Source organism: Nocardia salmonicida (genome assembly GCF_036142455.1).
Classification (GTDB): Bacteria; Actinomycetota; Actinomycetes; order Mycobacteriales; family Mycobacteriaceae; genus Nocardia; species Nocardia salmonicida.
This window is the reverse complement of sequence record NZ_CP108014.1, coordinates 5114755-5138301: the sequence shown is the minus strand read 5'-3', so window position 1 is coordinate 5138301 and position 23547 is coordinate 5114755. Positions and strand designations below refer to the sequence as shown.

21 protein-coding genes are annotated in these 23547 nt (G+C 68.2%); 14 read left to right on the top strand and 7 right to left on the bottom strand.

From position 1 onward, the window contains the following. Window positions 1-9 precede the first annotated feature (9 nt). The 3 genes from OHS03_RS24200 (at window position 10) to rsmA (ending at window position 3319) form a co-directional block, all read left to right on the top strand. Complete coding sequence (locus OHS03_RS24200; RefSeq protein ID WP_328657264.1) at window positions 10-1161, top strand: alpha/beta fold hydrolase; 1152 nt, start codon at window positions 10-12, stop codon at window positions 1159-1161. Between the two features lie 84 nt (window positions 1162-1245). After that, a complete protein-coding gene (locus tag OHS03_RS24195; RefSeq protein ID WP_328657262.1) occupies window positions 1246-2400 on the top strand; it encodes a lipase family protein in 1155 nt (384 codons plus the stop codon). Between the two features lie 34 nt (window positions 2401-2434). After that, window positions 2435-3319, top strand: coding sequence for a 16S rRNA (adenine(1518)-N(6)/adenine(1519)-N(6))-dimethyltransferase RsmA (rsmA, locus tag OHS03_RS24190; protein WP_056813872.1), 885 nt, complete (start codon window positions 2435-2437; stop codon window positions 3317-3319). A 280-nt stretch (window positions 3320-3599) separates the two neighbouring features. Here rsmA and OHS03_RS24185 read toward each other — a convergent pair whose 3' ends face one another. After that, entirely contained in the window at window positions 3600-3806 is a 207-nt protein-coding gene (locus tag OHS03_RS24185; protein ID WP_062984973.1) for a heavy-metal-associated domain-containing protein, read from the bottom strand. A 151-nt stretch (window positions 3807-3957) separates the two neighbouring features. Between OHS03_RS24185 and OHS03_RS24180 the strand changes: the two genes are divergently transcribed. Together OHS03_RS24180 and OHS03_RS24175 are read left to right on the top strand one after the other, a co-directional pair. After that, window positions 3958-4893 carry a 4-(cytidine 5'-diphospho)-2-C-methyl-D-erythritol kinase gene (locus tag OHS03_RS24180; RefSeq protein ID WP_056816101.1) on the top strand — a complete coding sequence of 312 codons (936 nt, stop codon included), beginning with the start codon at window positions 3958-3960 and terminating at the stop codon, window positions 4891-4893. A 201-nt stretch (window positions 4894-5094) separates the two neighbouring features. Further along, complete coding sequence (locus tag OHS03_RS24175; RefSeq protein WP_328657260.1) at window positions 5095-6885, top strand: ABC-F family ATP-binding cassette domain-containing protein; 1791 nt, start codon at window positions 5095-5097, stop codon at window positions 6883-6885. On the opposite strand, the gene OHS03_RS24170 is transcribed toward OHS03_RS24175, so the two are convergent. Then, window positions 6882-7727 (bottom strand): Abi-alpha family protein, encoded by an 846-nt coding sequence (locus tag OHS03_RS24170; protein WP_328657258.1) that lies wholly within the window; start codon window positions 7725-7727, stop codon window positions 6882-6884. The two genes, OHS03_RS24175 and OHS03_RS24170, sit on opposite strands and share 4 nt — an antisense overlap. Continuing rightward, window positions 7718-8932 (bottom strand): DUF445 domain-containing protein, encoded by a 1215-nt coding sequence (locus OHS03_RS24165; protein ID WP_235569380.1) that lies wholly within the window; start codon window positions 8930-8932, stop codon window positions 7718-7720. Before OHS03_RS24165 ends, OHS03_RS24170 begins: the two co-directional genes overlap by 10 nt. A 396-nt stretch (window positions 8933-9328) precedes the next feature. Here OHS03_RS24165 and OHS03_RS24160 point away from each other — a divergent pair, with 396 nt between their 5' ends. Together OHS03_RS24160 and OHS03_RS24155 are read left to right on the top strand one after the other, a co-directional pair. Next, window positions 9329-10201 (top strand): Abi-alpha family protein, encoded by an 873-nt coding sequence (locus OHS03_RS24160; protein WP_082843540.1) that lies wholly within the window; start codon window positions 9329-9331, stop codon window positions 10199-10201. Between the two features lie 240 nt (window positions 10202-10441). After that, window positions 10442-11005, top strand: coding sequence for a nuclear transport factor 2 family protein (locus tag OHS03_RS24155; RefSeq protein ID WP_328657256.1), 564 nt, complete (start codon window positions 10442-10444; stop codon window positions 11003-11005). An 18-nt stretch (window positions 11006-11023) separates the two neighbouring features. On the opposite strand, the gene OHS03_RS24150 is transcribed toward OHS03_RS24155, so the two are convergent. Continuing rightward, complete coding sequence (locus OHS03_RS24150; protein ID WP_328657254.1) at window positions 11024-12664, bottom strand: peptide chain release factor 3; 1641 nt, start codon at window positions 12662-12664, stop codon at window positions 11024-11026. Window positions 12665-13147: 483 nt separating this feature from the next. Between OHS03_RS24150 and OHS03_RS24145 the strand changes: the two genes are divergently transcribed. Together OHS03_RS24145 and pth are read left to right on the top strand one after the other, a co-directional pair. Continuing rightward, the gene (locus OHS03_RS24145) at window positions 13148-13768 is read left to right on the top strand and encodes a 50S ribosomal protein L25/general stress protein Ctc (RefSeq protein ID WP_056813862.1); all 621 of its coding nucleotides are present in this window, start codon (window positions 13148-13150) and stop codon (window positions 13766-13768) included. Window positions 13769-13791: 23 nt separating this feature from the next. Continuing rightward, the gene (gene pth / locus OHS03_RS24140; RefSeq protein ID WP_328657252.1) at window positions 13792-14370 is read left to right on the top strand and encodes an aminoacyl-tRNA hydrolase; all 579 of its coding nucleotides are present in this window, start codon (window positions 13792-13794) and stop codon (window positions 14368-14370) included. Between the two features lie 192 nt (window positions 14371-14562). On the opposite strand, the gene OHS03_RS24135 is transcribed toward pth, so the two are convergent. Together OHS03_RS24135 and OHS03_RS24130 are read right to left on the bottom strand one after the other, a co-directional pair. Beyond that, window positions 14563-16206 (bottom strand): fatty acyl-AMP ligase, encoded by a 1644-nt coding sequence (locus OHS03_RS24135; RefSeq protein WP_328657250.1) that lies wholly within the window; start codon window positions 16204-16206, stop codon window positions 14563-14565. Window positions 16207-16328: 122 nt separating this feature from the next. Next, the gene (locus tag OHS03_RS24130; protein WP_328657248.1) at window positions 16329-16985 is read right to left on the bottom strand and encodes a lysophospholipid acyltransferase family protein; all 657 of its coding nucleotides are present in this window, start codon (window positions 16983-16985) and stop codon (window positions 16329-16331) included. Window positions 16986-17083: 98 nt separating this feature from the next. On the opposite strand from OHS03_RS24130, the gene OHS03_RS24125 reads away from it, so the two are divergent. Beyond that, window positions 17084-17644: a TetR/AcrR family transcriptional regulator gene (locus OHS03_RS24125; RefSeq protein ID WP_328657246.1), complete on the top strand. Its 561-nt coding sequence runs from the start codon at window positions 17084-17086 to the stop codon at window positions 17642-17644. Here OHS03_RS24125 and OHS03_RS24120 read toward each other — a convergent pair. Next, entirely contained in the window at window positions 17634-18812 is a 1179-nt protein-coding gene (locus OHS03_RS24120; protein ID WP_328657244.1) for an aminotransferase class V-fold PLP-dependent enzyme, read from the bottom strand. The genes OHS03_RS24125 and OHS03_RS24120 overlap by 11 nt on opposite strands. A 122-nt stretch (window positions 18813-18934) precedes the next feature. On the opposite strand from OHS03_RS24120, the gene egtA reads away from it, so the two are divergent. The 4 genes from egtA (at window position 18935) to egtD (ending at window position 23481) form a co-directional block, all read left to right on the top strand. After that, the gene (gene egtA, locus OHS03_RS24115; protein ID WP_328657242.1) at window positions 18935-20218 is read left to right on the top strand and encodes an ergothioneine biosynthesis glutamate--cysteine ligase EgtA; all 1284 of its coding nucleotides are present in this window, start codon (window positions 18935-18937) and stop codon (window positions 20216-20218) included. A gap of 82 nt (window positions 20219-20300) precedes the next feature. Further along, window positions 20301-21635: an ergothioneine biosynthesis protein EgtB gene (gene egtB, locus OHS03_RS24110; protein ID WP_328657240.1), complete on the top strand. Its 1335-nt coding sequence runs from the start codon at window positions 20301-20303 to the stop codon at window positions 21633-21635. Then, entirely contained in the window at window positions 21635-22513 is an 879-nt protein-coding gene (locus tag OHS03_RS24105; RefSeq protein ID WP_328657238.1) for a class II glutamine amidotransferase, read from the top strand. The genes egtB and OHS03_RS24105 overlap by 1 nt, the downstream gene beginning before the upstream one ends. Further along, complete coding sequence (gene egtD, locus OHS03_RS24100; RefSeq protein ID WP_328657236.1) at window positions 22510-23481, top strand: L-histidine N(alpha)-methyltransferase; 972 nt, start codon at window positions 22510-22512, stop codon at window positions 23479-23481. Before OHS03_RS24105 ends, egtD begins: the two co-directional genes overlap by 4 nt. Window positions 23482-23547 lie beyond the last annotated feature (66 nt).

Genomic DNA, 23547 nt, shown 5'->3' with positions numbered 1-23547 from the left:
GTGGTTGGGATGTCTACGGTTTCGGCCTGGTGGCGTGCGATTGCCACGGTGGTGCTGTCGGCGGGGGTCGGGGTGTGCGCGCCGGTGACGGTGGCGCACGCGGACGCGCCGGGAACGGTGATCGCGGTTGTTCCGCAGGGTGACGGGTTCCATGGGATGTCGGGGGCCCAGGTCATCGACTACTGGACCCGGGGTGTGGGGGGTGTGCCGCAGCCCGCGAGTGGCGCGCTGTATCTGCCGACCGGCGTCGCGCCCGCGGGTGGTTGGCCGGTCGCTACCTACGACCACGGGACCACGGGACTCGGCGCGGGCTGTGGCGGGCAGTCGGATCCGGCGGGTGCGCCGTGGCCGCAATCGCAAGTGGGCCAGGACATTTTCCTGCGGCATCTGGTGTCGAAGGGGTTCGCTGTCGTCGCGCCGGATTATCTGGGTCTCGGCAGGTTCGACACCGGTCCGCATCCGTACCTCGGGATCGACACCGAGGCCACTGCCACGATCGATATGCTCCGGGCCGCGCATTCCGTGCGTGATGATCTGTCGCCGGTCTGGGTGGCGACGGGAATGTCGCAGGGTGGGCAGGCCGCGCTCGGCACCGCGCACCGGCAGGTGAGTTATGCGCCGGAGCTGGACTTCCGCGGCACCATCGCGATCGACCCGGAGTCGGACGTGGAGAAGGTGGCCACGCTGCTCGGGCCGGGGAACCCCGATCGCCTCAGCGGCGGAATCCTGGGGTTCTCGGCCAGCATCCTGGCCGGACTGCGAGCCGCTCGCCCGGACGCGCAGGTCGACAGCTACCTGAGCCCGCTCGGCCGCCAGGTCGTCGACGAGATCGGTGCCATGTGCTCCGACGCCATCGACGACCGGGTCGCCGATCTCACGCTGGGTGCGATGCTCAGCCGCTCGCTCGGAGACGAGCCGTTGCGCTCGGTGATGGCCGACTACATGACCGTCCCGACCAGTGGGTACGACGCGCCGATCCTGCTGCTGGTCAACGCCACCGACCGCACGGTGCCCTCGCCGCTCCACGCGGCGCTGGCCGCGCAGTTCACCGCGGGCGGGGTGAACTACACGCCGGTGGTCGGGACAGGCAGTCACTGCGAGCTGAATCCGGCGATGTGGGCCGCGATCGACGAGTTCTTGGGTCGGGTCGTCGCAGGTTAAGGGTTCTCTGTCATTCGGGGTCCCGACGGTCGTTGATCTGTACACTCGTCCAAAATCTTGATCGCCTGGTAGAGAGACCGAACTGTGCTGAAGAACCCGATCCGGGCGACCGTTGTCGCCGCGCTGGCCGCGAGCGCTGTCACGGCCGCCGGCTTCACCCCGGCAACGGCCGAGACCCCCGGTTCGCTCATCTCGGTGCAGGCCGAGCCCGCGGGCTGGCACGGGCTCGCCAGGGGCTCCTCGGTCGAATACTGGATGACCGACTCGGCGGGCGCCCAGCGCCCGGCCAGCGGCGCGATGTTCCTCCCCGAAGGCGAAGCCCCGGCCGGTGGTTGGCCGATCGTGGCCTATGCCCACGGCACGTCGGGCTCCGGCCCGGGGTGCGGCGGTCAGGCCGACCCGGAGCTCGCGCCGCTGCCGCTGCATCGCGCGTCCGAGGACCGGCTGATCAAGCGGTTCGTCGACCAGGGCTTCGCCGTGGTCACCCCCGACTACCTCGGCCTCGGCCGCTTCGACACCGGCCCGCACCCGTATCTGGAAGTGCGCAGCGAGGCGACCGCGACGATCGACCTGGTTCGCGCGGCCCGTGCCGCCAGCCCTGAACTGTCGCGGACCTGGACTGCGGCGGGCACCTCCCAGGGCGGTCACGCGGCGCTGAGCGCGGCGCACGTACAGGCCGAATACGCTCCCGAGCTGGACTTCCGCGGCACCGCCGCCATCGACGCCGCCTCCGATGTGGAGAAGATCCTGCCGTTGCTCGGGCCGGACATCCCGTCGGCGCCCGGGCTTTCGGGTACCACGTCGTTCGTCGTCAGCATCCTGGCCGGGCTGCGCGCCACGCACCCGGAACTCGATGTGGACTCCTATCTGACGGAGCGCGGCAAGGCGCTCGTCGACGACGCGGGCACCCAGTGTCTCGACGAGATTCTCGCCGCGACCAAGGGCGTGACCTCGGCCGATTTCCTGGCGCGCCCGCTCGCCCCGCTGCGTGAGCCGCTCGCGGCGTACATGATGCTGCCGACCAGCGGCTACGACGCCCCGATCCTGCTGACGATGAACGTCACCGACACGGTCGTACCGTCCCCACTGCACGCGGCGCTGGTCGCCCAGCTCGCGGCCAACGGCGTCGATCAGCAGGTGGTCACCGGCACCGGCCAGCACGGCTCGGTCTCGCCCGAGCAGCTCGCCGCCATCGACGGTTTCCTCGCCCGTGTCAACGCCGCCCCGACACAGCGCTGAGCTGCCTCATCGGCGAGGTTGGTAGGTTCTAGCGGTGTCCGAACCAGAGAATTCCGCTCGAGGTAGCCGTGCCGCATTGCTCGGTCCCGTCGAGGTCCGGACGCTGGCCGAACGTTTCGGCGTCCGACCCACCAAGCAACTCGGACAGAACTTCGTGCACGACGGCAATACCGTGCGTCGCATCGTGTCCGCGGCCGGTGTCGGTGCGGGCGACACCGTGCTCGAGGTCGGTCCCGGTCTCGGCTCGCTGACGTTGGCGCTGCTCGACGTGGTCGATCAGGTGGTCGCCGTCGAAATCGACCCCGTGCTGGCCAACTACCTGCCCGAAACCGTCGCCGATCGCGCACCCGGCTTGGTCGAGCGTCTGCGGGTGGTCGAGGCCGACGCGCTGCGGGTGCGCCCGGAGCAGTTGCCCGCCGTGCCGACCGCGCTGGTGGCGAATCTGCCGTACAACGTGGCCGTGCCCGTGCTGTTGCACCTGCTCGCGACGTTGCCGAGCATCATGGTGTCGCTGGTGATGGTCCAGGCCGAGGTGGCCGACCGGCTGGCCGCCGAGCCCGGTAATCGGGTGTACGGGGTGCCGAGCGTCAAGGCGGGTTTCTTCGGCAAGGTTCGTCGCGCGGGTCATGTGGGGACGCAGGTCTTCTGGCCGGTGCCGCGAGTCGAATCGGGACTGGTGCGCATCGACCGCTATGTCGAACCGCCGTGGCCGATGGACGAGGCGCATCGCCGCCGGGTGTTCGAGGTGATCGACGCGGCCTTCGCCCAGCGGCGGAAGACGTTGCGGGCAGCGCTGTCCGGGTGGGCAGGCTCGCCCGTCGAGGCAGAGCGCAGGCTCGTCGCCGCGGGCATCGATCCGACGGCACGGGGGGAGACCCTCGAAACCGCGGCGTTCGTCCGATTGGCGGCGACGACTTAGGTCCGCGAATCATGGTTTCTCGCAGGGGAACCCGCAGTACACCGTCCGTTCATCGACGCGGGTCGGGTGGTCCCTGTGAAAGCACTTGTGGATAACCGGTTTTCGCCGTGTCCGGAGTTGATCATGGTCGGCGGGTGGCGTTCCCGGTCGCACCCCGGAATTCGTGTCTCACCACGTCTGGGGACGGATGTGGATGACATTGTGGATGATTCGTCGGGCTGCGCGACAGGGGTGAACCGCCGGTGAACGGCTGGTCAGCCGTGCACCGGCGGCGCGGAAATCAGGCGCTGAGCGCGTAGCCCGCTTCGTCGACCGCGGCGGCCACCTCGGTATCGGCCAGTTCGCCCGCGCTGTCCACGCGAACGAGACCGCTGGCGAGGTCGACATCCACACTGGTGACGCCGTCGATCTTGCCGATCTCCTGCTTGACCGAGCTCGCGCAATGTCCGCAGGTCATCCCCGTGACGGTGTAAGTGGTGGTGGCCATGGCCGACTCCTTCGCTTCGAACATACGGTCCAGGGGTATGTCCCCGGCACGGACGAAGATACCCCCCATGGGTACCTTGCGCAACCCCTTGTTCGAGCGGCGGGTGTTCGGCGTGCGTACTAGTCGGCCGAACCTATTACGCTTGGTGATCGTGCTGTCAGTTGTGCCCAGCCCGGTCGTCGTGCGAGCTCCGTCGAAGGTGAACCTGCATCTCGGAGTCGCTGATCTGCGTCCGGATGGATACCACGACCTGACCACCGTCTTCCAGGCATTGTCCCTCGCCGACGACCTCCGCTTGGCCCCGTCGGCCTCGCTCGCCGTGCGGGTCACCGGCGAAGGCGCCGCCGAGGTGCCCACCGACCGCACCAACCTGGTCTGGAAGGCCGCGGTCCGCCTGGCGCACCTGGCAGGCCGTGCCCCGCTGGTCGAGATCGCCATCACCAAGGGCATCCCGGTGGCCGGTGGCATGGCGGGCGGTAGTGCCGACGCGGCCGCGACCCTGGTCGGGCTGAACGAGCTGTGGGACCTCGGGCTGACCCGCGACGAACTGTCCACGATCGCCGCCGAACTCGGCAGCGACGTCCCGTTCGCGCTGCACGGCGGCACCGCGCTTGGCACCGGTCGCGGCGAACGCCTACTTCCGGTGCTGTCGCGCAATACCTTTCACTGGGTCCTCGCGTTGGCCAAGGAGGGCCTGTCCACCCCTTCGGTCTTCCGTGAACTCGACCGCCTCCGCGCCGAAGGTGAGCCGCCGCGTCTCGGCGACCCCCAGAAACTCATGCAGGCACTGGCCGCGGGCGACCCGCACACCCTCGCGCCGCTGCTCGGCAACGACCTGCAGGCCGCGGCCCTCTCGCTGAAACCGGAGCTGCGCCGCACCCTGCGCGCGGGCGTCGGCGCGGGCGCGTTGGCCGGCCTGGTCTCGGGGTCGGGCCCCACCTGCGCCTTCCTCTGCGAATCCGAGGAAGTCGCGATCGGTGTCGCCGCCGAACTGGCGGGCGCGGGCGTGTGTCGCAGCGTGCGCACCGCGAGTGGACCGGTTTCGGGAGCGCGTGTGCTCGACAGTGAGACGCAGCCCAACCGCTGACGGACACGGCCGCCGCGGCAGGGGCCAGAGCGGCCGACGGCCGGTCCTCTATGATCACAGGCAACAGATCTTGTATGGACATGGGTAACTTCGCCGGGGACGGGCCCACTGATCCAGCAATCCAACGTAGGCCGCCGACGCACCGCCTCCCCGCGCCTGAGTCTGGCCAGAAGTCGCGGGGAGGCGGAACAGGCTACATCTATGTCCAACCTGATCAACCTGGAACAGGTCTCCAAGAGCTTCGGCGTCAAGCCGCTGCTGGATGACGTCTCCCTCGGAATTCACGCGGGGGAACGGATCGGGGTGGTGGGCCTCAACGGTGGCGGTAAGACCACGCTGCTCGAGGTCCTGACCGGACTGGAACCGCCCGACAAGGGCCGGGTGAGCCGGGTGGGTGGGCTGCGGATGGCCGTGGTCACCCAGCGTGGCGTGCTGCCGGAGGGCGCGAGCATCGGTTCGATCGTGTTCGCCGGGCTCTCCGATGATCTGTCCACCGTCGACATCGCCGACCATCAATGGGCCGCCGATTCGCGCGTGCGCTCGATCCTCGAGGGCATCGGCATCGCCGATCTCGGGCTCGACACTCTGGTCACCAACCTCTCCGGTGGCGAGCGCCGCCGCGTCGCGCTGGCCGCGGCGCTGGTGCGCGACCTGGACCTGCTGGTCCTCGACGAGCCGACCAACCACCTCGACATCGAGGGGGTGCAGTGGCTGGCCGAACACCTGGTCGCCCGTCGCACCGCACTCGTCGTCGTCACCCACGATCGCTGGTTCCTCGACACCGTCGCCAACCGCACCTGGGAGGTCGTCGGCGGCAAGGTGGAGGTCTACGAGGGCGGCTACGGCGACTGGATCTTCGCCCGCGCCGAACGCGCACGTCAGGCCGACGCCTCGGAATCGCGTCGCCAGAACCTGGCCCGCAAGGAACTGGCCTGGCTGCGCCGCGGCGCCAAGGCCCGCACCTCCAAGCCGCGCTACCGCGTCGAGGCTGCCGAAGCGCTGATCGCCGATGTGCCCGCGCCGCGCGACTCGGTCTCGCTGGCCGCGTTCGCGCGCAAGCGCCTGGGGCGCGTGGTGATCGAACTCGAAGACGTTGCGCTCGCCACCCCCGACGGTCGTGTGCTGGTCGACGACCTCACCTGGCGACTCGCGCCGGGCGAGCGGGTCGGTTTGGTCGGCGTCAACGGGTCGGGTAAGACCACGCTGTTGCGCGCGCTGGCCGGGGAGACCGAACCCGCCAAGGGCAAGCGGATCCAGGGCCAGACCGTGCAGATCGGCTGGTTGCGTCAGGAACTCGACGACCTGCCCACCGATATGCGGGTGCTCGAGGCCGTGCAGCAGGTCGCGCAGCGAATCATGCTCGGCGACAAGGAGATCTCGGCCGGCCAGCTCGCCGAACGGCTCGGGTTCACCCCGGCCCGCCAGCGCACCCCGGTCGGCGACCTCTCCGGTGGTGAACGCCGTCGCCTGCAACTGACCCGCATTCTGATGGCCGAACCGAACGTCCTGCTGCTCGACGAGCCGACCAACGACCTCGACATCGACACCCTGCAGCAGCTCGAAGACCTGCTCGACAACTGGGCGGGCACGCTGGTGGTCATCAGCCACGACCGCTACCTGGTCGAGCGCATCTGCGACTCCACCTGGGCCCTGTTCGGCGACGGCAAACTCACCAACCTGCCCGGTGGCATCGACTCCTACCTCGACAAGCGCGCCGCCATGGCGGGCAACGCCAAGCCGCTCACCGCGAAGACCGGTGGCACCTCGACGGATTCGTCCGACCGCCGCGCCGCCCGCAAGGAGCTGTCGAAGGTCGAACGCAGCATCGCCAAGCTCGACGAGCGCGAACAGAAACTCCACAAGGCGCTGGCCGACGCCGCGACGGATCCCGACAAGCTGATCAAGCTGGGAGCCGAACTCAAGGAAGTCGTCGCCGAAAAGGAAGCAGCAGAAGAACGCTGGATGGAACTGGCGGAGCTCGGCGAGAACTAGGTCGCGGTCTCGCGACCGTCGTTGATCACGACGGGTAAACAGGTCTGGACGAAGTCGGCGCCGAATTCGGTGAGCAGGATGCTGCGGTAGGTCACCTTCGTGCCGAAACCGGGGCGCCGCAACGCTTCCCGCACCTGCTCCTGGGCCTCGATGACCTGGTAGCGGTGCGGGTTGCCGACGGGGTCGCGGGTGTACTCGATGAGCCCGAGCCTGCGCAGGTTGGGCAGGTATTGCGGCACCCGGTTCGGAAACCGAAGGCCCGCATGCTCACCCAGCATGGTGAGTCCGCTGATCAACCGCTCGCCACCGAACGCCCGCTGACGGCCGGTGCGCACATCGATGGCCGGTTGCGGCCCGTCGACGTGCAGGAATCGCAGGATCCGTGCCTCGTCCGGCGTGATCTCGGCGAGGATGCCGGGATAGGCCGGATGGGTGTCGGGCAGTGCGGCATGTGTGCTGGCGGACAGGCGAAGCAGTTCGGCGCCCTGCTCGCGCAGGGTCGGCGCGCCGTCGTCACCGCGGTGGTCGGCGCCCGTCGGCAGGCCGAGCGCGTGCCGAAGCCGGTCGCGTACTGCGTTTTCCGCTTCGGCGAGCACCTCGTTGGGCGGGTTGCCCGCCATGCTGCCGCGCACCACCGTGACGGTCACCCCGAGCGCGGTGTCCAGGGTCCACAGCGTCATCCCCGAGGCAGCGGTCAACGCGACCCGTGCCACGCCGGTCGCGGCCCGCACAGTGCGCACCGGTGAGACAGGCAGCAGGCCACGCTTGTCGCCTGATGCCTCGAGCGGCGGTACCGGTCGTCGCACCATGTCGGTGGACGGGGTCCCGTCGTCTACATCCATGTCGTCGCTACTCCTGTTCCGAAGACCAGGATGTGAGCGTATCCGGCAAGCAGTCCCAGCACACCGCCATGGACGAAAAGTAACCATTCGTCCTGTTTGATCGCCGAGCGCAGCATGTCCACGAAGTCATGGGGCGAAAGTGCGGACATTTGCCGGGCGATGTAATCGTTGACCTGCCTGCTCTGCTGAGCGTTGAACGCCGGGTCGGCGAACGCCATCGGCGCGATCGTCATGGCCTGCGTGGTGAGAGTTGTTTGCAGCGTGTCGTACTCGCGGCTGCCGAGCATGAATTTCACCGCGGGCCGCGCGGGCCCGAGCGCACGGTCGGCGGCCGGGCGCAGGGTGTCCTCGAGCATCTGCAGGGTGCGGTCCGAGCGCGGGCCGTTGAGCAGTTCGTCGCCGATATTGGCCACGGTGACGACCTCGGTGGATACCAATGCGGCGTACCCCGCGGTGATTTCGGGCTGGCGCTTGATCAGCAGACCCTGCCGCCACGGGCACCACCACTTCGGCGTGGCGGGCGCGAAGATCATATTGATCCCGATCCAGTTCACCACCCAGCCGATGATGATCCCGCCGACCGGCAGCACGACCAGTGCCGAGAGCCCGGTGGTGTGCAGCACCAGCACCAGTAGCAGCCCGCAGGGCGCGCCGAAGTAGAAGCCGAAATTCTGCATGAACCGCAGCTCCTTGGCGCCGAGCACCTGGAACAGCTGGTTGAGCAATTGCGGCCGGGCCTGGAAGTAGCGGATCACCATCTGCTTCACGTCGAGCAGTTGGTCGATATTGGCGCCGAGCTCCATGGTGAGGTCGCGCAAGATCTCGGGCAGTTGCGAGCGCACCCGCTGATGAATCATCTCCCTGACCTGAACGGGCAGGTTGTACCAGAGCTGGGGGTGTTCGCGGCGCAGGATCACCTCGACGATGTCGCGGATCTGCGCGTCGGCCACCTCGGCCAGATGTTCGGCCAGCTTCTCCGGGTCGAGCTCGCGATAGAAGTCGGCGACGCTGCCCAGTTTGGACAGCCCCTTGTCGACCGCGATGCTGGCCATCTTGTCGGCGCGCGAGGGCACGATGCCCTGCCAGCCGATCCGGCCGTCATAGCTGAGCAGCGGCAATACCTGGATCCGCTTGGGCAGAAAAGGGAAGACCGCGCGCAAACCGGGCAGTCGGACTCCATGGAATTGAATCGGCTGGAACAGCATGAGAATGCCGGACCAGTTGGTTATGTAGCCGATAATTCCTGTGAAAAGAGGAATGGTCACAATTTCTAGCAGGAGTGTCGGGTGTAACCCGAACACACTCTCCAACACGACACGCCCTCCTGCCGATACCCGGTGACCACCGCCTCACCGAGAACCAAAATTTATCACCCCCGCGGCGAGGTGACCCTACTGTGAGTTGACGAACTGGGTCCATTCGTCGTGCGTCAGACCACAGGGTAGTGTCTGAGACATCAGTCACAGACCCTGTCCTGAATGCCGTACTCACCCTTGCAAGTCGGAACAATGACCACCACCACATTTGGTGACAGCCCACAAACTTGCGCACAGGGGGCGCGGTGGCAGGACTGTTCACATGGCGAGACTTCGGAGTAGGACGTGACAGACGACAGGACCGGACAGGACCTGGCCCGTGCCGGTACCCGCGCCGTCGAGCGCAGCTCGGATGTCGAGCAGCGACAGATCAGTAATGAGGCACGGTTGATCCGTGGCGTTTTCCGCGCCGCCGGATTGGCCGCCGGTACCGCCGTGCGCGGCAGCCAGTGGGCTGTGGGCACCACCTACGAGGTCACCAAGGAACTGGCGCAGGCGGCGCTGGACGGCGAATCCTCCGCCGATATCGCCGAGCGCACCGGCAATGCCCTGCGCTCCATCGCCCGCAGCGCACTCGGCGTCACCGAGGGGTCGGTGCGCGAGATCGTCAGCTATGTGCCGACGCCCAACGGGGCATCGCAGCAGGCCATCACGGTCGGCCCGTACCTGCAGTCGGCCACCACCGATGACCTGCGGCGGCGCGGCGACGCGTTGCTGGCCCGCTCGGCCGACGTGTACTTCACCGAGGACGTGCACCCGGCCTACGACCGCATCCTCGACGAGGTCGCTCCCGACGAGGCCCGCATCCTGCGGTTCATGGCCCTCAACGGTCCGCAACCTTCCGTCGACGTGCGTACCAACCGACCGCTCGGCATCGGCTCCGAGCTGGTGCAGGGCGATCTGACCTCGGTCCCCGAGCAGGCGGGCGTGCGCTACCCGGACCGCTCACGGTCCTACCTGATCAACCTCAACCGACTCGGTCTCACGCTCACCTCCGACGATCCGGTCGTGCTGAGCCGGTACATGGTGCTGGAAGTGCAGCCTGTCGTGGAGCAGGCGCTCAAGAAGGCGGGCCGTGCGCCCAAGATCGTGCGCAAGAGCCTTCGCCTCTCGGAATTCGGTGAGGATTTCTGCCGCACCTGCTTCACCATCGGGTAGCCCAGACAGCCGGGACGGCAGGCGCCGGAGGTCACACTCCGGTGTCAGCAGTGATAGCGATCTGATACAGAACGCGCGGCGAGCCGTTTCCGGTGGGATCGTGGAGAGATGGAGCAGGGTCCGGAATCTCCGAACGTGCACGTCGACGAACCTGTCGCGGCCGCGTGGACAGGCCCTACGCCGTTACTGCCCGGAGATGACACGCCGTTGGTCGCCGGGTCGAACTCGGGGGAGGCATGGATGGCGTCAGAGCAGCTGGACGACGAACAGCCCGTACCGATCGAGCGCCCGCCGGATCACCCCGACGACCTCATCGCGATCAGCAGGCTGAAGTACCGCTACCTGCGCAGCCTCGACACCAAGTCGTGGGACGAGTTCGCCGACACGATGATCCCCGAGGCCACCGCCACCTACAGCGAATACCTCCAGTTCGAGTCACGCGAGGCCTTCCTGGCCTTCCTGCGCAACACCCTGGGGCCGCACGTGATCACCGAGCACCGCTGCGACCACCCCGAGGTCGATGTCGACGGTGACACCGCCAGCGGTACCTGGTACCTGGCCGACACCGTGATCATCCCCGAACACAACATGTGCCTGCGCGGCGCCGCGTTCTACACCGACAGCTATGTGCGCTGCGACGACGGACATTGGCGTATCTCGCACACCGGATACGAGCGCACCTACGAGGTGGTGCTCTCGCTCAGCGACCTGCCGAGCCTGCGTGTCACCGCGAGTCGCTGGGGAATGATCGCGCAGGAGAACCACATCTCCTCGGTGGAACGCAATCCGGGACCGGCCGCGTAGCGGCCGACCCAGACAGCCCTAGTCCGCGGTCGCGACCAACGGTTCCAGCGTGAGCTTCGGGTGTTCCTTCTCGATGTACTGCAGCCGCCACTTGTCGCTGAACAGCGCCAGGATCACGCCGTCGGTGCGGGTGAACACCTCGACGCCGCGCTGGCGATCCAACTCGGGCGCCGACTCGGCGTCGGTGCGCCGGGCCAGGGTGAAGGGGAGGAAGTCCAGCTGGGTCTCGACGTTGAACTCGCCCTGCATCCGGGCGGTGACGACCTCGAACTGCATCGGACCGACCGCGGCCAGTACCGGGGTGGCGTCACCGCGGGCATCGTTGCGCAGCACCTGCACCACGCCCTCGGAATCGAGCTGGTCGATGGCCTTGCGGAACTGCTTGTACTTGCCGGCGCTCTGCGCGCGTAGCGTCGCGAAATGCTCGGGCGCGAAGCTCGGGATCGGCGGGTACTCCACCTTCTTCTCGACGAACAGCGTGTGGCCCGGTGCGAGCGCGGTGGCGTTGACCAGGCCGACCACATCGCCGGGATAGGCGGTGTCGACCGTGGTGCGCTCGCGGCCGAAGACCGTCAGCGCGTACTTGGTGGCGAACGGGCGACCGGTCTGCGCGTGAGTCACCACCATGCCGCGTTCGAACTCCCCGGACACGATCCGCATGAACGCCAGCCGGTCGCGGTGGGCGGTATCCATCCCCGCCTGCACCTTGAACACCACCGCGCTGAACGGGTCACCGGTCGTGCGTTCCTTGCCCGTCACATCGGCGCGCGAGCCGGGCGCGGGCGCCAGTTCCACCAGCGTCTCCAGCAGTTGGCGCACACCGAAATTCAGCATGGCCGAGGCGTAGATCACCGGCGAGGTCTGGCCTGCCAGGAACATCTCCTGATCGTGGTCCTGTCCGGTCGCCGAGAGCAGTTCGCTCTCCTCGGCCGCGGTCGTCCACGCCTCGCCCTCGCGCGCTTCGGCCTCGGTGGAATTCAGGTATTCCTCGGGGGCGATGGTCGCGCCACCGGCGGTACGGGTGAAGTGGATGTACTCGCTCGGCTCGCCCTCGGGCCCACGGCGCAGCAGGCCACGGAAATCGCCCGCGATGCCGACCGGCAGGAACAGGGGAGTGGGCGTGAGGCCGATCCGCTCGCTGATCTCGTCGAGCAATTCCAGCGGGGCCTGACCCGGTCGGTCCCATTTGTTGATGACGGTGATCACCGGGATGCCGCGGTGGCGACACACCTGGAACAGCTTGAGCGTCTGCGGTTCCAGGCCCTTGGCCGCGTCGATCAGCATCACCGCGGCGTCGACGGCCGTGAGCACCCGGTAGGTGTCCTCGGAGAAATCGGAGTGGCCGGGGGTGTCGACCAGGTTGATCACATTGTCGATATCGGACCCGGCGGCCCGGTAGTTGAACTGCAGCGCGGTCGAACTCACGGAGATACCGCGCGCCTTCTCCATCTCCATCCAGTCCGACACCGTCGACTTGCGACCGGCCTTACCGTGGATCGCGCCCGCCTCGGAAATCATCCGCGCGTGCAGCGCCAGTGCTTCGGTGAGCGTCGACTTACCCGCGTCTGGGTGCGAGATCACGGCGAACGTGCGCCGGCGGGCCACCTCGGCGGGCAACCCGCGTGGGGTGGGGGCGACGTTCTCTCCGGACTCGGACAAAGGGGAGCCTTTCGGTGGGGGCAGCCTTTCCAGGGTACGAGGGGCTGAAGGGGTGGTCACAGGGGGGATCAATTGTTCGGTAGTCCCAGGAGGTTTGACGCTGTGTTTTTTGGAGCGCTGGCGCGCTCGAGTCGCGGCCCCTGGGGGCCGCCGGTTAGCCACCGGGGCTTGCTCCTTCGTCGCGTACGCCCCGGCGGCTAACCGGCGACCCGGCCGCGACCGGCCACTTTGTGGCCGCTGCTCCCTAGGGGTCGCAGGTGCGGGGTTCGGAGTGCGGTCATGGCGGTTTTAGATCGCGGATTGCTATGCGGTATGGTTGGCGGGTTGTCTCGGCGAGGGTGAGTGCCCGTTTGGTGCGCACACCGTGATCGACGCGGCTCGGCTGAGTTTGTTTGGGCCGTCCTCGTTCGTTCTTTCGTCCGACGAGTAGACCTTGACCCCGGAGTTGGGTCACCCATGACCAGCCGTAGGAGCGCATTCAGTATGTCCGACGCCAATCTGATCGAAGCCGCCGTCCGCACCGAATTCGGTAAGGGCGCCGCTCGCCGTACCCGTCGCGACGGCAACGTGCCCGCCGTGCTGTACGGCCACCACGCCGAGCCGCAGCACCTGTCGCTGAACGCCAAGGCGTTCGCCGCGATCCTGCGTCTGCACGGCACCAACGCCATCCTGAACCTGCAGATCGACGGCCAGCCGCAGCTGGCGATGACCAAGTCGGTCGTCGTCCACCCGATCCGTCGCTACATCGAGCACGCCGACCTGCTGATCGTCAAGCGTGGCGAGCGCGTCACCACCGACGTCAACGTCGTGGTCGTCGGCGATGCCGTCTCCGGCGCCCTGATCACCCAGGAGCTCAACACCCTGTCGATCGAGGCCGACGCCATGAACCTGCCCGAGACCATCGAGGTCTCGGTCGACGGCATCGCGCCCGGCACCCAGATCCTGGCCGGCACCATCGCGCTGCCCGAGGGCGTCACCCTGGCCGGTGACCCGGAAGCGCTGATCGTCAACGTGATCGAGGCGCCGTCCGCCTCGCAGATGGACGACGAGGGTGAAGCCGCCGCCGAGACCGAGACCGCGGAGACCGCTCCCGAGTCCGAGTAAGACCGCGCACTACGATTCGGGCAATGACCGAATCTTCCGGGCCCGCGCTCGTAGTCGGACTGGGTAACCCCGGCCCCGAATACGAGCGCACCCGCCACAATGTGGGCTTCCTGGTCGCCGATGTGCTCGCCGAGCGCATCGGCGGCCGTTTTGCCGTGCACAAGAAGTCCGGTGCCGACCTGCTCCAGGCGCGACTGGACGGACGCCAGATCCTCCTCGCGAAGCCGCGCACCTTCATGAACCTGTCCGGTCGGCCGGTCGCCGCGCTGGCTAAGTTCTTCTCGGTGCCGGTGGACCAGGTGATCGTGGTCCACGACGAACTGGATCTGCCGTTCGGGACGCTCAAGCTCAAGCAGGGCGGCGGCGAAGGTGGACACAACGGATTGCGGTCGATCTCGCAGGCGTTGACCACCAAGGAGTACCTGCGGACCAGGATCGGGATCGGACGTCCGCCCGGTCGGCAGGATCCGGCCGATTACGTGCTCAAGCCCTTCGCCGCGCCGGAGCGCAAAGAGGTTCCGGTGATCGTGGAGCAGGCCGCCGACGCGGTGGAGCTGTTGTTGAAGGTCGGGCTGGAAGCGGCCCAGAACAACCTGCACTGAATTATCGGAGCGCTGGCGCGCTCGAGTCGCGGCCCCGAGGGGCCGCCGGTTAGCCACCGGGGCTTGCTCCTTCGTCGCGTACGCCCCGGTGGCTAACCGGCGACCCGGCCGCGACCGGCCACTTCGTGGCCGCCGCTCCCTAGGGGTCGCGGGTGGGGGCTGGGAGTGCTGTCATGGCGGATCTAGGTTGGGCTACCGCAAATGCACCGCGGTGTCGGCGCGGCGGAGTTTGCCCGAGGAGGTCTTCGGGAGGGCTCCCGGTCCGAGGACGGCTACCGTGCGGGGGCGCGCGCCCACCTCGGCGAAGACCTCGTGGACGATCTCCCGCTCGATGCGCTTCACCTCGTCGGGGTCCTGGTAGTCGTTGGATTCGACCACCACCGCGAAGCTTTCGCGTTTCTCACCGGCGTCCAGACGCACCGCTACCGCGTTGCCGGGGCGGACTCCCGATACCCGCAGGGCGGCTCGTTCGATGTCGGTGGGGTAGATATTGCGGCCGCCCATGATGATGACGTCCTTCATGCGTCCGCACACCACCATCAGGCCGTCTTCGGTGAAGTAGCCGATGTCGCCGGTGTCGAGCCAGCCGTCGGCGTCCTGGGCGGGGCGGAAGCCGTCGACGGTGACATAGCCCGAAGTGACCGCGGGGCCGCGCAATTCGATGACGCCGACCGAGCGAACCGGCAGCGGCTGCCGTTCGGCGTCGACGACGCGGCCCTCCAGGTCGTCGACCAGGTGCCCCAGCGTCGGCAGCCTGCGCGGGGTGCCGTGGTGGCCGTCCTCGGCGACCGGCACCGCCTTGCCGACGGCTTCGAGCAGGTCGGCGTCGATCACGTCGAGCACCTGCCCGTAGCCGGGGTCGGGGATCGATACGGCCAGGGTGGTCTCGGCCATGCCGTAGACCGGCGTGAGCGCCATCGGGTTGAGCCCGAACTGTTGTCCCGCCGCCGCGAGGGCGGTCATGGTGTCGGGGTCGACCGGTTCGGCGCCGTTCCACATGTAGCGCACGCTCGACAGATCCATCGTGCCCGGCTCGGCCTGCCGCAGTCGCCGTGCCAGCAGGGAGTACGCGAAATTCGGTGCGGCGGTGACGGTGCCGCGATACTTGTCGATCAGCTCGGCCCACAGCAGCGGCCTGGCCAGGAAGTCCAGCGGTGTCACGCACACCACCTCGGCGCCGAATTGCATGGGCACGCTGAGGAAGCCCACCATGCCCATGTCGTGGAACAGCGGCAGCCAGCTGATCATCACGTCGTCGTCGGTCTGGAACTTGACCCGGTTGAACATCGCGTACGCGTTGACGTAGAAGTTGCCGTGGGTTATTCGCACCGCTTTGGGCGATCCGGTCGACCCGGAGGTCAACTGTTGCAGGGCGATATCGCTCTCCGAGGTGGGCACCGGATCGGCATCCGGGCCACCGTGCAGGTCTTCGATCCGCACCACAGCGATCCCGCGTTCCCGCAACACCGGTTCGGCGGCATCGAACGGGGCGCCGAGAACCACGGCCTTCGCGTCGATCATGCGCAGCACCGTTTCGGTGTCGCGCACCCAGACCTCCAGGTCGGTGCGCGGCGTCGGCTGGTGCAACATCGTGATCGACGCGCCGCGCATCCAGATGGCCTGGCAGGCAGGCGCGATGTCGACGGGCAGACCGGCCAGCACGCCGACAGCGTCGCCGTGCCCGATCCCGGCGGCCGCGAGACCACCCGCCATTCGCCGTGCCTGCCTATGGATTTCCCCCCAGGTCTGCCGCAGTGGTGCCTCCGGCTCTCCGGTGACCAGTCCCTTCGGGCTGGTCAGCGCTGTGCCAAACATTTCGTCGGTGAACCTGCTCAACGTCGGTCTCCCTTTACGCCAACGATCGGTTACGGCCGTGCTTTGCACTCCCAACAAGAAATCCCGCCCCGCCCCGCGGGTGTTAACCCGGGCTGACACCCCAGCACCCCTGCTGTTGCGCCCTAGCCAGCGAAGGTGGCTGCGTAGCGGTTTACATATGGTCTACCCGATAACGTGGCAATTTCCCGCATCAGCAGGTCTGTTGCCGCTCTGACCTGGGCGTGATGAACTGCTGCGGGATAGTGCCTCGCGGGGTGGACGGTGATGCGTACCTTGGTGAAACGCAACAGTTTCCGACCGCGAGGATTCATGCGATCGGTACCGTCCAGGACCACGGGCACCACTGGCGCCCCGGTGGCCATGGCAACGCGCAGCGCCCCGGTGCGACCACGATAGACCCTGCCATCCCGTGACCGTGTGCCCTCCGGGTGAATTGCCCAGGCGCCGCCGCCGTCGAGGATCGCGGTGGCCGCCGCGAGCGCGCCTGCGGCCGCGTCGCCGCCGGTTCGGTCCACCGGTACCTGGCCCGCGGCCGAGAAGAACCAGCGCTTGCATCGCCCCCGCAGCCCCGTGCCGGTGAAGTACTCCTGCTTCGCGAGGAAGGTGAGTGGCCGGGGGATCACCAGGGCCAGGTAGAGCGAGTCGATGAAGGCCAGGTGATTGGCCGCGATGATCACCGGGCCGGTGCGGGGAATGTGTTCGAGTCCTTCGACGCGCGGGCGCCCGAGCAGGCGCAGCGCCGGGCCGATGAGGACGTATTTGCACAACAGGTACCACATGGGCAGCCCTTCGGTAGACAGTGTCTACCGAAGACTAGTAGACACTGTCTACGTATGCGACGGCGAACGCCGCCGAGCTGGTGTGCAGAATTGCCGGTATGCCTGAATCGTTGCGCGAGCGCCTGATCGACGTCGGCGTCGATCTGCTCGAGACCGACGGCGTCGGCGCACTCGGGCTGCGCGCGATCGCGCGGGCCGCCGGCGTCTCGCACGGCGCGCCGCGGCGGTGGTTTCCCACCCACGCGGCCCTGCTCGCGGCGATCGCGGCCCGCGGATTCGGGGAGCTGATCGAGCGGTTCGCGGTCCTCGCCACGATCGATGACCCGCGCGAACGATTGCGTCGGATGGCGGTCGACTACGTGGATTTCGCGGTGTCGCGGCCCGAGATGTTCACGCTGATGTTTCGCCACGATCTGTTGGAGGGTTCGGGCGAGAACCTGCGGGCGACGACGCAGCCGCTGTACGGGCAGGTGGTCGAATTGGTCGCGGCGGTGGCGGCTGAGTCGGCGCCGCAGCGCGCACTGGCCCTGTGGACCAATGTGCACGGTCTGGCGACGATCGCCGTCAACCGGACGCTGGAAATCGTTGCCCCCGATCAGGACCCGCGGGTGCTCGTGGACCGGATCGTCCGCGAGCACCTCGCGAGGCTCAGCGGCTGAGGTCGGCCAGCGTCGTGACGAAGCGGTCGAGATCCTCCGGGCTCACGAAGCAGTGCGGAGAGGCCCGCAGGACGGCGGGCAGGGTGCGCTCCGACATGTCGAGAAGGGTGGAGCCCGCGCGGCTGACGGTAACGGTGATCGCGCGCTCGGCCAGGCGGTCGCGCAGTTGGTCGGGGTCGTGGCCGTCGACGGTGAACGACACGATGCCGCTGTGCTCGGTACCCAGGTCGCGCACGGTCACGCCAGGCAGCTCGGGCAGCGTCTTGCGCAGGTACTCGGCGCGGTTCGCGACGGCCGTGTAGACCTCGTCGGGGCCTTGTTCGAGCAGGTAGTCGACGGCCGCGCCGAGGCCGAGACGGGCGGCTACGCCGCATTCCCAGAACTCGAAACGGGACGCGTCGTCGGCGAGGCGATACTCGCCGGGGCTCACCCACTCGGCGCTGTGCAGGTCGAGGCGGGCCGGTTCCATCGTCCGCGCCAATTCGGCACGGACATAGAGGAACCCGGTGCCGCGGGGGCCGCGCAGCCATTTGCGGCCGGTGCTCGACATGGCGTCGACCCCGAGTTCGGTGACGTCGATGGGCAGCTGGCCGGTCGACTGGCAGGCGTCGAGCAGTACCAGCGCACCGGCTTCGTGGGCGATCCTGGTGGCCTCGGCGACCGGGTTCACGAGGCCGCCGTTGGTCGGTGCGTGCTGGAGCGACACCAGTCGCACGCGCTCGTCGAGCATGTCGGCGAGCGCGTCGGTGTCGAGGCGTCCGGTGTCGTCGCTGGGAATACGCTCGACCACGGCCCCGGTGCGCTTCGCGCGCTGTAGCGCGGCGATCGCGTTGCTGGCGTAGTCGGCGCCGGAGATCAGGATGCGGTCGCCGGGTTTCAGGGGCACCGAGTAGGCGAAATCGGCCCATGACCGGGACGCGCTGTCGCTGAGGGCGAGGGTGTCGGGGGTGGCGCCGATGAGGGTGGCGATCGAGGTCTTCACCTTGGCGAGGTCGTCGAGGCGTTCGTTAGCCGCGCGGTAGCCACCGATCTCGGCTTCGCGGTGTAAATGGGCGATCATCGTGTCGATGACGATCTTCGGCGGCAGAGACGATCCAGCGCTGTCGAGGAAGACCTGACCGGTGGAAAGTCCTGAGGTGGCGGCTCTGATCGCGGCGAGGTCAAGCATGGTGACGACGATAGCGCCCTGAGTCGTTGGCCTTTTCGACACTTTCCCTGTCGGTGGTTCTCGCTACTCTGGAATGAGCGAAACGCAGGTTCCCCGGCAGCACGCAGCACGTGGAGGTTGGTATGGCGGTCACTCTGGAACGCTCATCGTGGCCCGATTACGCCCCCGACCAGGGCGAAATGTCGTCCAGGGTGGCTGCGGAGGCCTATGTCGGCGGCGTGTGTTTCAAGCTCGGACCACCTGCGCTGATCGGCGCCGAACTGGAGTGGCTCACCGCGGGGCCCACCGGTTCACGCCCCTCGCTCGACCAGCTGGCAGCGGCCCTCGGGCCGCACGCACCGACCTCCATCGCCCCGGCCTCGGCCGCCGTTCCCCTGCCAGGGGGGAGCCTGGTCACCCTCGAACCCGGTGGTCAGATCGAACTTTCCAGCGCACCGTTCGCCGATCCGGCAGCGCTGACGCAGTATCTGCGCGCTGACGCGGCCCGTTTGCGGGACCTGCTCGCCGCCCGAGAGATCAGCATCTTCGCCGCCGCCGCCGATGCGGGCCGTCCCGCCGAGCGCCTGCTCCGACTACCCCGCTACGCGGCGATGGAACGTCGTTTCGACGGCGTCGGCCCCTTCGGCACGCTGATGATGTGCAATACCGCCGCCACCCAGGTCAGTGTGGACGCGGGCGCCGATCCCGCCGAGATACGGGCCCGCTGGACCGCCCTCTACGCGCTCGGCCCCACCCTGATCGCCGCCTTCGCCTGCTCACCGCGCCTGCACGGCGTCCCGCCGGGCGACTGGGCCTCCCAGCGCATGCGTACCTGGTTACGCCTCGACCCGTCCCGTGCCAGACCCCCGGTGGCCGACTGGGCCGACCCGATCACCTCCTACGCGCACTGGGCCCTCGACGTGCCACTGCTGTGCGTGCGCTGTGCCGATGAGGACGCCGATTGGTTCCCGCCGCCCGGCGCCACCTTCGCCGACTGGCTGTCGGGCGCCCTCGACGACGAAGTCGGCCGCCGCCCCACCCGCGCCGACCTGGACTACCACCTGACCACGCTGTTTCCCCCGGTCCGACCGTCCGGTCACCTCGAGGTGCGCTACCTCGACACCCAACCCGGCGAAGCGTGGACCACCCCGATCCACCTGTTCGATGCCCTGCTGTCGACCCCCGCCGTCGTCGCCGAGGCGACCGCTCTCGCCGCGCCCACCGCGGGGGAGTGGTTGACGTCGGCCCGCTGCGGATTGCTCGAGCCGCAATTGCGCCGCGCGGCGGTGGATGTGTTCGACCTGGCCGCCGCCCATGCGCGAACCCCTGAGGCCGCGGCGGAATTGGCAGCCTCGGCCCGCCGATGTAGGTCCGGTCGCAGTCCGCTCGCCGAGGTCGACTCCTCGCGCAACGGCTCGTCGCGATGACCTCACGGCTGATCGTCCATCGCGGGCGAGCCGCTGTCCTTCTGTCCGAAGTCGTTGTCGACCAGTCTGTTTCGGAGCTCTCGTGAGTCTTTCTGTCCCCGCCGACCACAGTGACCGCGACCGCACGCGCGCCCGGATCGCCGAGGTCCTCTCTCGTGCTCGCCGCCGCACCGCCACGCTCACCGACAGCCTGGACGAGGCCGATCTCGTCGCGCAGCATTCGCCCCTGATGTCGCCGCTGGTCTGGGATCTGGCACATATCGGGAACCAGGAAGAGCTGTGGCTGGTGCGCGATGTCGGTGGGCGCGAGGCGGTGCGCGCTGATATCGATGAAATCTACGACGCGTTCAAGCACGCCAGGGTCAATCGTCCGGCGCTGCCGCTGTTGGATCCCGAGCAGGCGCGCGGTTACGTCGGCTCGGTGCGCGAAAAGGTCCTCGATGTCCTCGATTCCAGCGATCTGGCCGGTACTGCGCTGGTGGACAACGGTTTCGTCTTCGGCATGATCGCCCAGCACGAACAGCAGCACGACGAGACCATGCTGGCCACCCACCAATTGCGGATCGGCGCGCCGGTGCTCTCGGCCCCGCCCGCGCCGGTCGCGCGGGTTCGGGTCGGCGGCGAGATCGTCATTCCCGCAGGCGAATTCCTGATGGGTACGTCGGCCGATCCGTGGGCGCTGGACAACGAACGCCCAGCCCATCCGGTGCAGGTCGACGGCTTCGCGATCGATGTCGCACCGGTGACCAACGGGCAGTTCCTCGCCTTCATCGACGACGGCGGCTACGACCGGGCCGAGCTGTGGTCGGAGCGCGGCTGGGCGCACCGCCAGGAGGCGGGCTTGGTCGCGCCGCAGTTCTGGGAGCGCGACGGTGACGGATGGACGCGCACAGCGTTCGGCGTCCGCACCCCGCTGCGGCTCGACCAGCCGGTCGTGCACGTGTGCTGGTTCGAAGCCGAGGCCTTCGCTCGCTGGGCCGGAAAGCGACTGCCCACCGAGGCCGAGTGGGAGAAGGCGGCGCGCTTCGATCCGGAAACCGGAGCGTCGCGGCGCTACCCGTGGGGTGAGGACCAACCGGACGCCGACCTGGCCAACCTCGGCCAGCAACACCTCGAACCCGCCGAGGTCGGCGCCTACCCGGCCGGCGCGTCGGCCACCGGCGTGCACCAGCTCATCGGCGATGTCTGGGAATGGTGCTCTTCGGGTTTCGAGGCCTACCCCGGCTTCCGCGCGTTCCCCTACCGCGAGTACTCCGAGGTCTTCTTCGGCGGCGACTACCGCATCCTGCGCGGCGGCTCCTTCGGTACCGACGAGGTCGCCTGCCGCGCCACCTTCCGCAACTGGGACCACCCGATCCGCCGACAGATCTTCGCCGGTTTCCGCCTCGCCAGAGACCTGCGCGAGGACGAACGCTGATGTGTAGACACCTCGGTTACGTCGGCCCGCCGGTGGGCGTTGGCGAGCTGGTGATGCGCGGCCCGCACTCGCTGTTCGCCCAGTCCTGGGCCCCTGCCGACATGCGCGCGGGCGGCACCATCAACGCCGACGGCTTCGGCGTCGCCTGGTGGCGCCGAGCCGATATCGGCTTCGAAGCCGCCCGTGACGCCGTTACCCGCTACCGCAACCAGGCCCCGATCTGGACCGATCCCGCTGTCGCCGAAGTCCTCGGCCAACTCGAATCCCGCTCGGTGATCGCCGCTGTCCGCTCGGCCACCGTCGGCATGCCGGTGGAGCGTTCCGCCTGCGCCCCCTTCACCGACGAACACTGGGCCTTCAGTCACAACGGCGTCATCCCCGACTGGCGAACAACCCTCGTGGCCGTACTCGCCGACATCGACGAAGTATTCGCCACCGCGGCGCCCGCCGTTGTAGCTCGACCCGGTTCCCCCGCAACACCATTCAGCTCGCCCGCAGTGCTGCTCCGAGCTGAGGCGTTCACCGACTCCGCCGCACTATGGGTGCTGCTGCGAGGTCTGCTCCGGGCGATCACCCCGGAGGGGCCGATCACCTCTCCGGCTGAGGCCGTGCAACTGCTGGTCGCGCTCATCCTGCGCCATCAGCCGACAGCTCGGCTGAACCTGTTGCTCGGCAACGGCGCCGCGCTGTGGGCCACCACCTGCTGGCATTCCCTGTCGGTGCTCGTCGCCGACGACCACACCGTGTTGTCCTCCGAACCCTACGACGCCGACCCGCGCTGGCAATCCGTCACCGACCGCCAGTTGGTCGTCGCCACGCCCGGCCACTGCACCATCACCGCTCTCGAACTCCCCGCCACCGAAAGGGTCCGTTCATGACCGCGCCGCTGCTGGACATCCACCTCACCGACGACGATCTCACCGCGGCCTTGCGCACCGACGCCCGCACCGGTCTGACCGCCGATCCGAAGTCCCTGCCGCCCAAGTGGTTCTACGACGCACGCGGCAGCGAACTCTTCGAGCAGATCACCGGACTTCCCGAGTACTACCCGACCCGCACCGAGCGAGCCCTCCTCGAGCGGGTCGTCGGCGAGATCGCCGCGGCGGCCAACGCCGAGGTGCTGGTGGAGCTCGGCTCCGGCTCGGCCGCCAAGACCCGTCTGCTGCTGGACGCCCTCACCGCTGAAGGCTCACTGAAAACCTACGTTCCGCAGGACGTCTCGGCCTCGGCGCTGCGCGGTGCGGCCGCCGAGATCGCGACCGAGTACCCGAACCTGTCCGTGCACGGAGTGGTCAGCGACTTCACCGACACCCTGCACAACCTGCCCCGGGGCGGTCGCCGCATGATCGCCTTCCTCGGCGGCACCATCGGCAACCTGGTCCCCGCCGAGCGCGCCGAATTCCTGGCAGGCATCAACGAGGTCCTCGAACCCGGCGAACTGCTCCTGCTCGGCGCCGGCCTAGTCATCGACCCCGCGATCCTGGTCCCCGCTTACGACGACGCCGCGGGCGTCACCGCGGAATTCAATCGCAATGTCCTGCACGTCCTCAACAACCGGCTCGATGCCGACTTCGTCCCGGAGAAATTCGAACACGTCGCCATCTGGGACGCCGAGAACGAATGGATCGAAATGCGCCTGCGCGCTACGGAAGCGATGAAAGCCACCGTCGCCGGACTCGACCTGACCGTCGATTTCGCGGCAGGCGAGGAAATGCGGACCGAGATCTCCGCCAAATTCCGCCCCGAATCCCTCGCCGCCGAACTCGATAAAGCCGGCTTCACCCCCACTCACACCTGGACCGACCCCGACGACCGGTTCATCCTGGCCCTGGCCGAACGCCGCTGATCAGGGGGTCGGCGGCTCTTCCGACCGAAAGGACCCGCGCAGTAAGATCAACATGTGACCCAGGTC

What these genes read in the sequence shown, in the direction of transcription:
- egtA (WP_328657242.1), top strand. Translation starts at nt 18,935, where the DNA reads ATGGCGGTCACTCTGGAACGCTCATCGTGGCCCGATTACGCCCCCGAC.
- OHS03_RS24170 (WP_328657258.1), bottom strand. Translation starts at nt 7,727, where the DNA reads ATGGATGTAGACGACGGGACCCCGTCCACCGACATGGTGCGACGACCG.
- OHS03_RS24130 (WP_328657248.1), bottom strand. Translation starts at nt 16,985, where the DNA reads ATGTGGTACCTGTTGTGCAAATACGTCCTCATCGGCCCGGCGCTGCGC.
- OHS03_RS24125 (WP_328657246.1), top strand. Translation starts at nt 17,084, where the DNA reads ATGCCTGAATCGTTGCGCGAGCGCCTGATCGACGTCGGCGTCGATCTG.
- pth (WP_328657252.1), top strand. Translation starts at nt 13,792, where the DNA reads ATGACCGAATCTTCCGGGCCCGCGCTCGTAGTCGGACTGGGTAACCCC.
- egtD (WP_328657236.1), top strand. Translation starts at nt 22,510, where the DNA reads ATGACCGCGCCGCTGCTGGACATCCACCTCACCGACGACGATCTCACC.
- OHS03_RS24200 (WP_328657264.1), top strand. Translation starts at nt 10, where the DNA reads ATGTCTACGGTTTCGGCCTGGTGGCGTGCGATTGCCACGGTGGTGCTG.
- OHS03_RS24105 (WP_328657238.1), top strand. Translation starts at nt 21,635, where the DNA reads ATGTGTAGACACCTCGGTTACGTCGGCCCGCCGGTGGGCGTTGGCGAG.
- OHS03_RS24145 (WP_056813862.1), top strand. Translation starts at nt 13,148, where the DNA reads ATGTCCGACGCCAATCTGATCGAAGCCGCCGTCCGCACCGAATTCGGT.
- OHS03_RS24185 (WP_062984973.1), bottom strand. Translation starts at nt 3,806, where the DNA reads ATGGCCACCACCACTTACACCGTCACGGGGATGACCTGCGGACATTGC.
- OHS03_RS24155 (WP_328657256.1), top strand. Translation starts at nt 10,442, where the DNA reads ATGGCGTCAGAGCAGCTGGACGACGAACAGCCCGTACCGATCGAGCGC.
- OHS03_RS24120 (WP_328657244.1), bottom strand. Translation starts at nt 18,812, where the DNA reads ATGCTTGACCTCGCCGCGATCAGAGCCGCCACCTCAGGACTTTCCACC.
- OHS03_RS24165 (WP_235569380.1), bottom strand. Translation starts at nt 8,932, where the DNA reads ATGCTGTTCCAGCCGATTCAATTCCATGGAGTCCGACTGCCCGGTTTG.
- OHS03_RS24175 (WP_328657260.1), top strand. Translation starts at nt 5,095, where the DNA reads ATGTCCAACCTGATCAACCTGGAACAGGTCTCCAAGAGCTTCGGCGTC.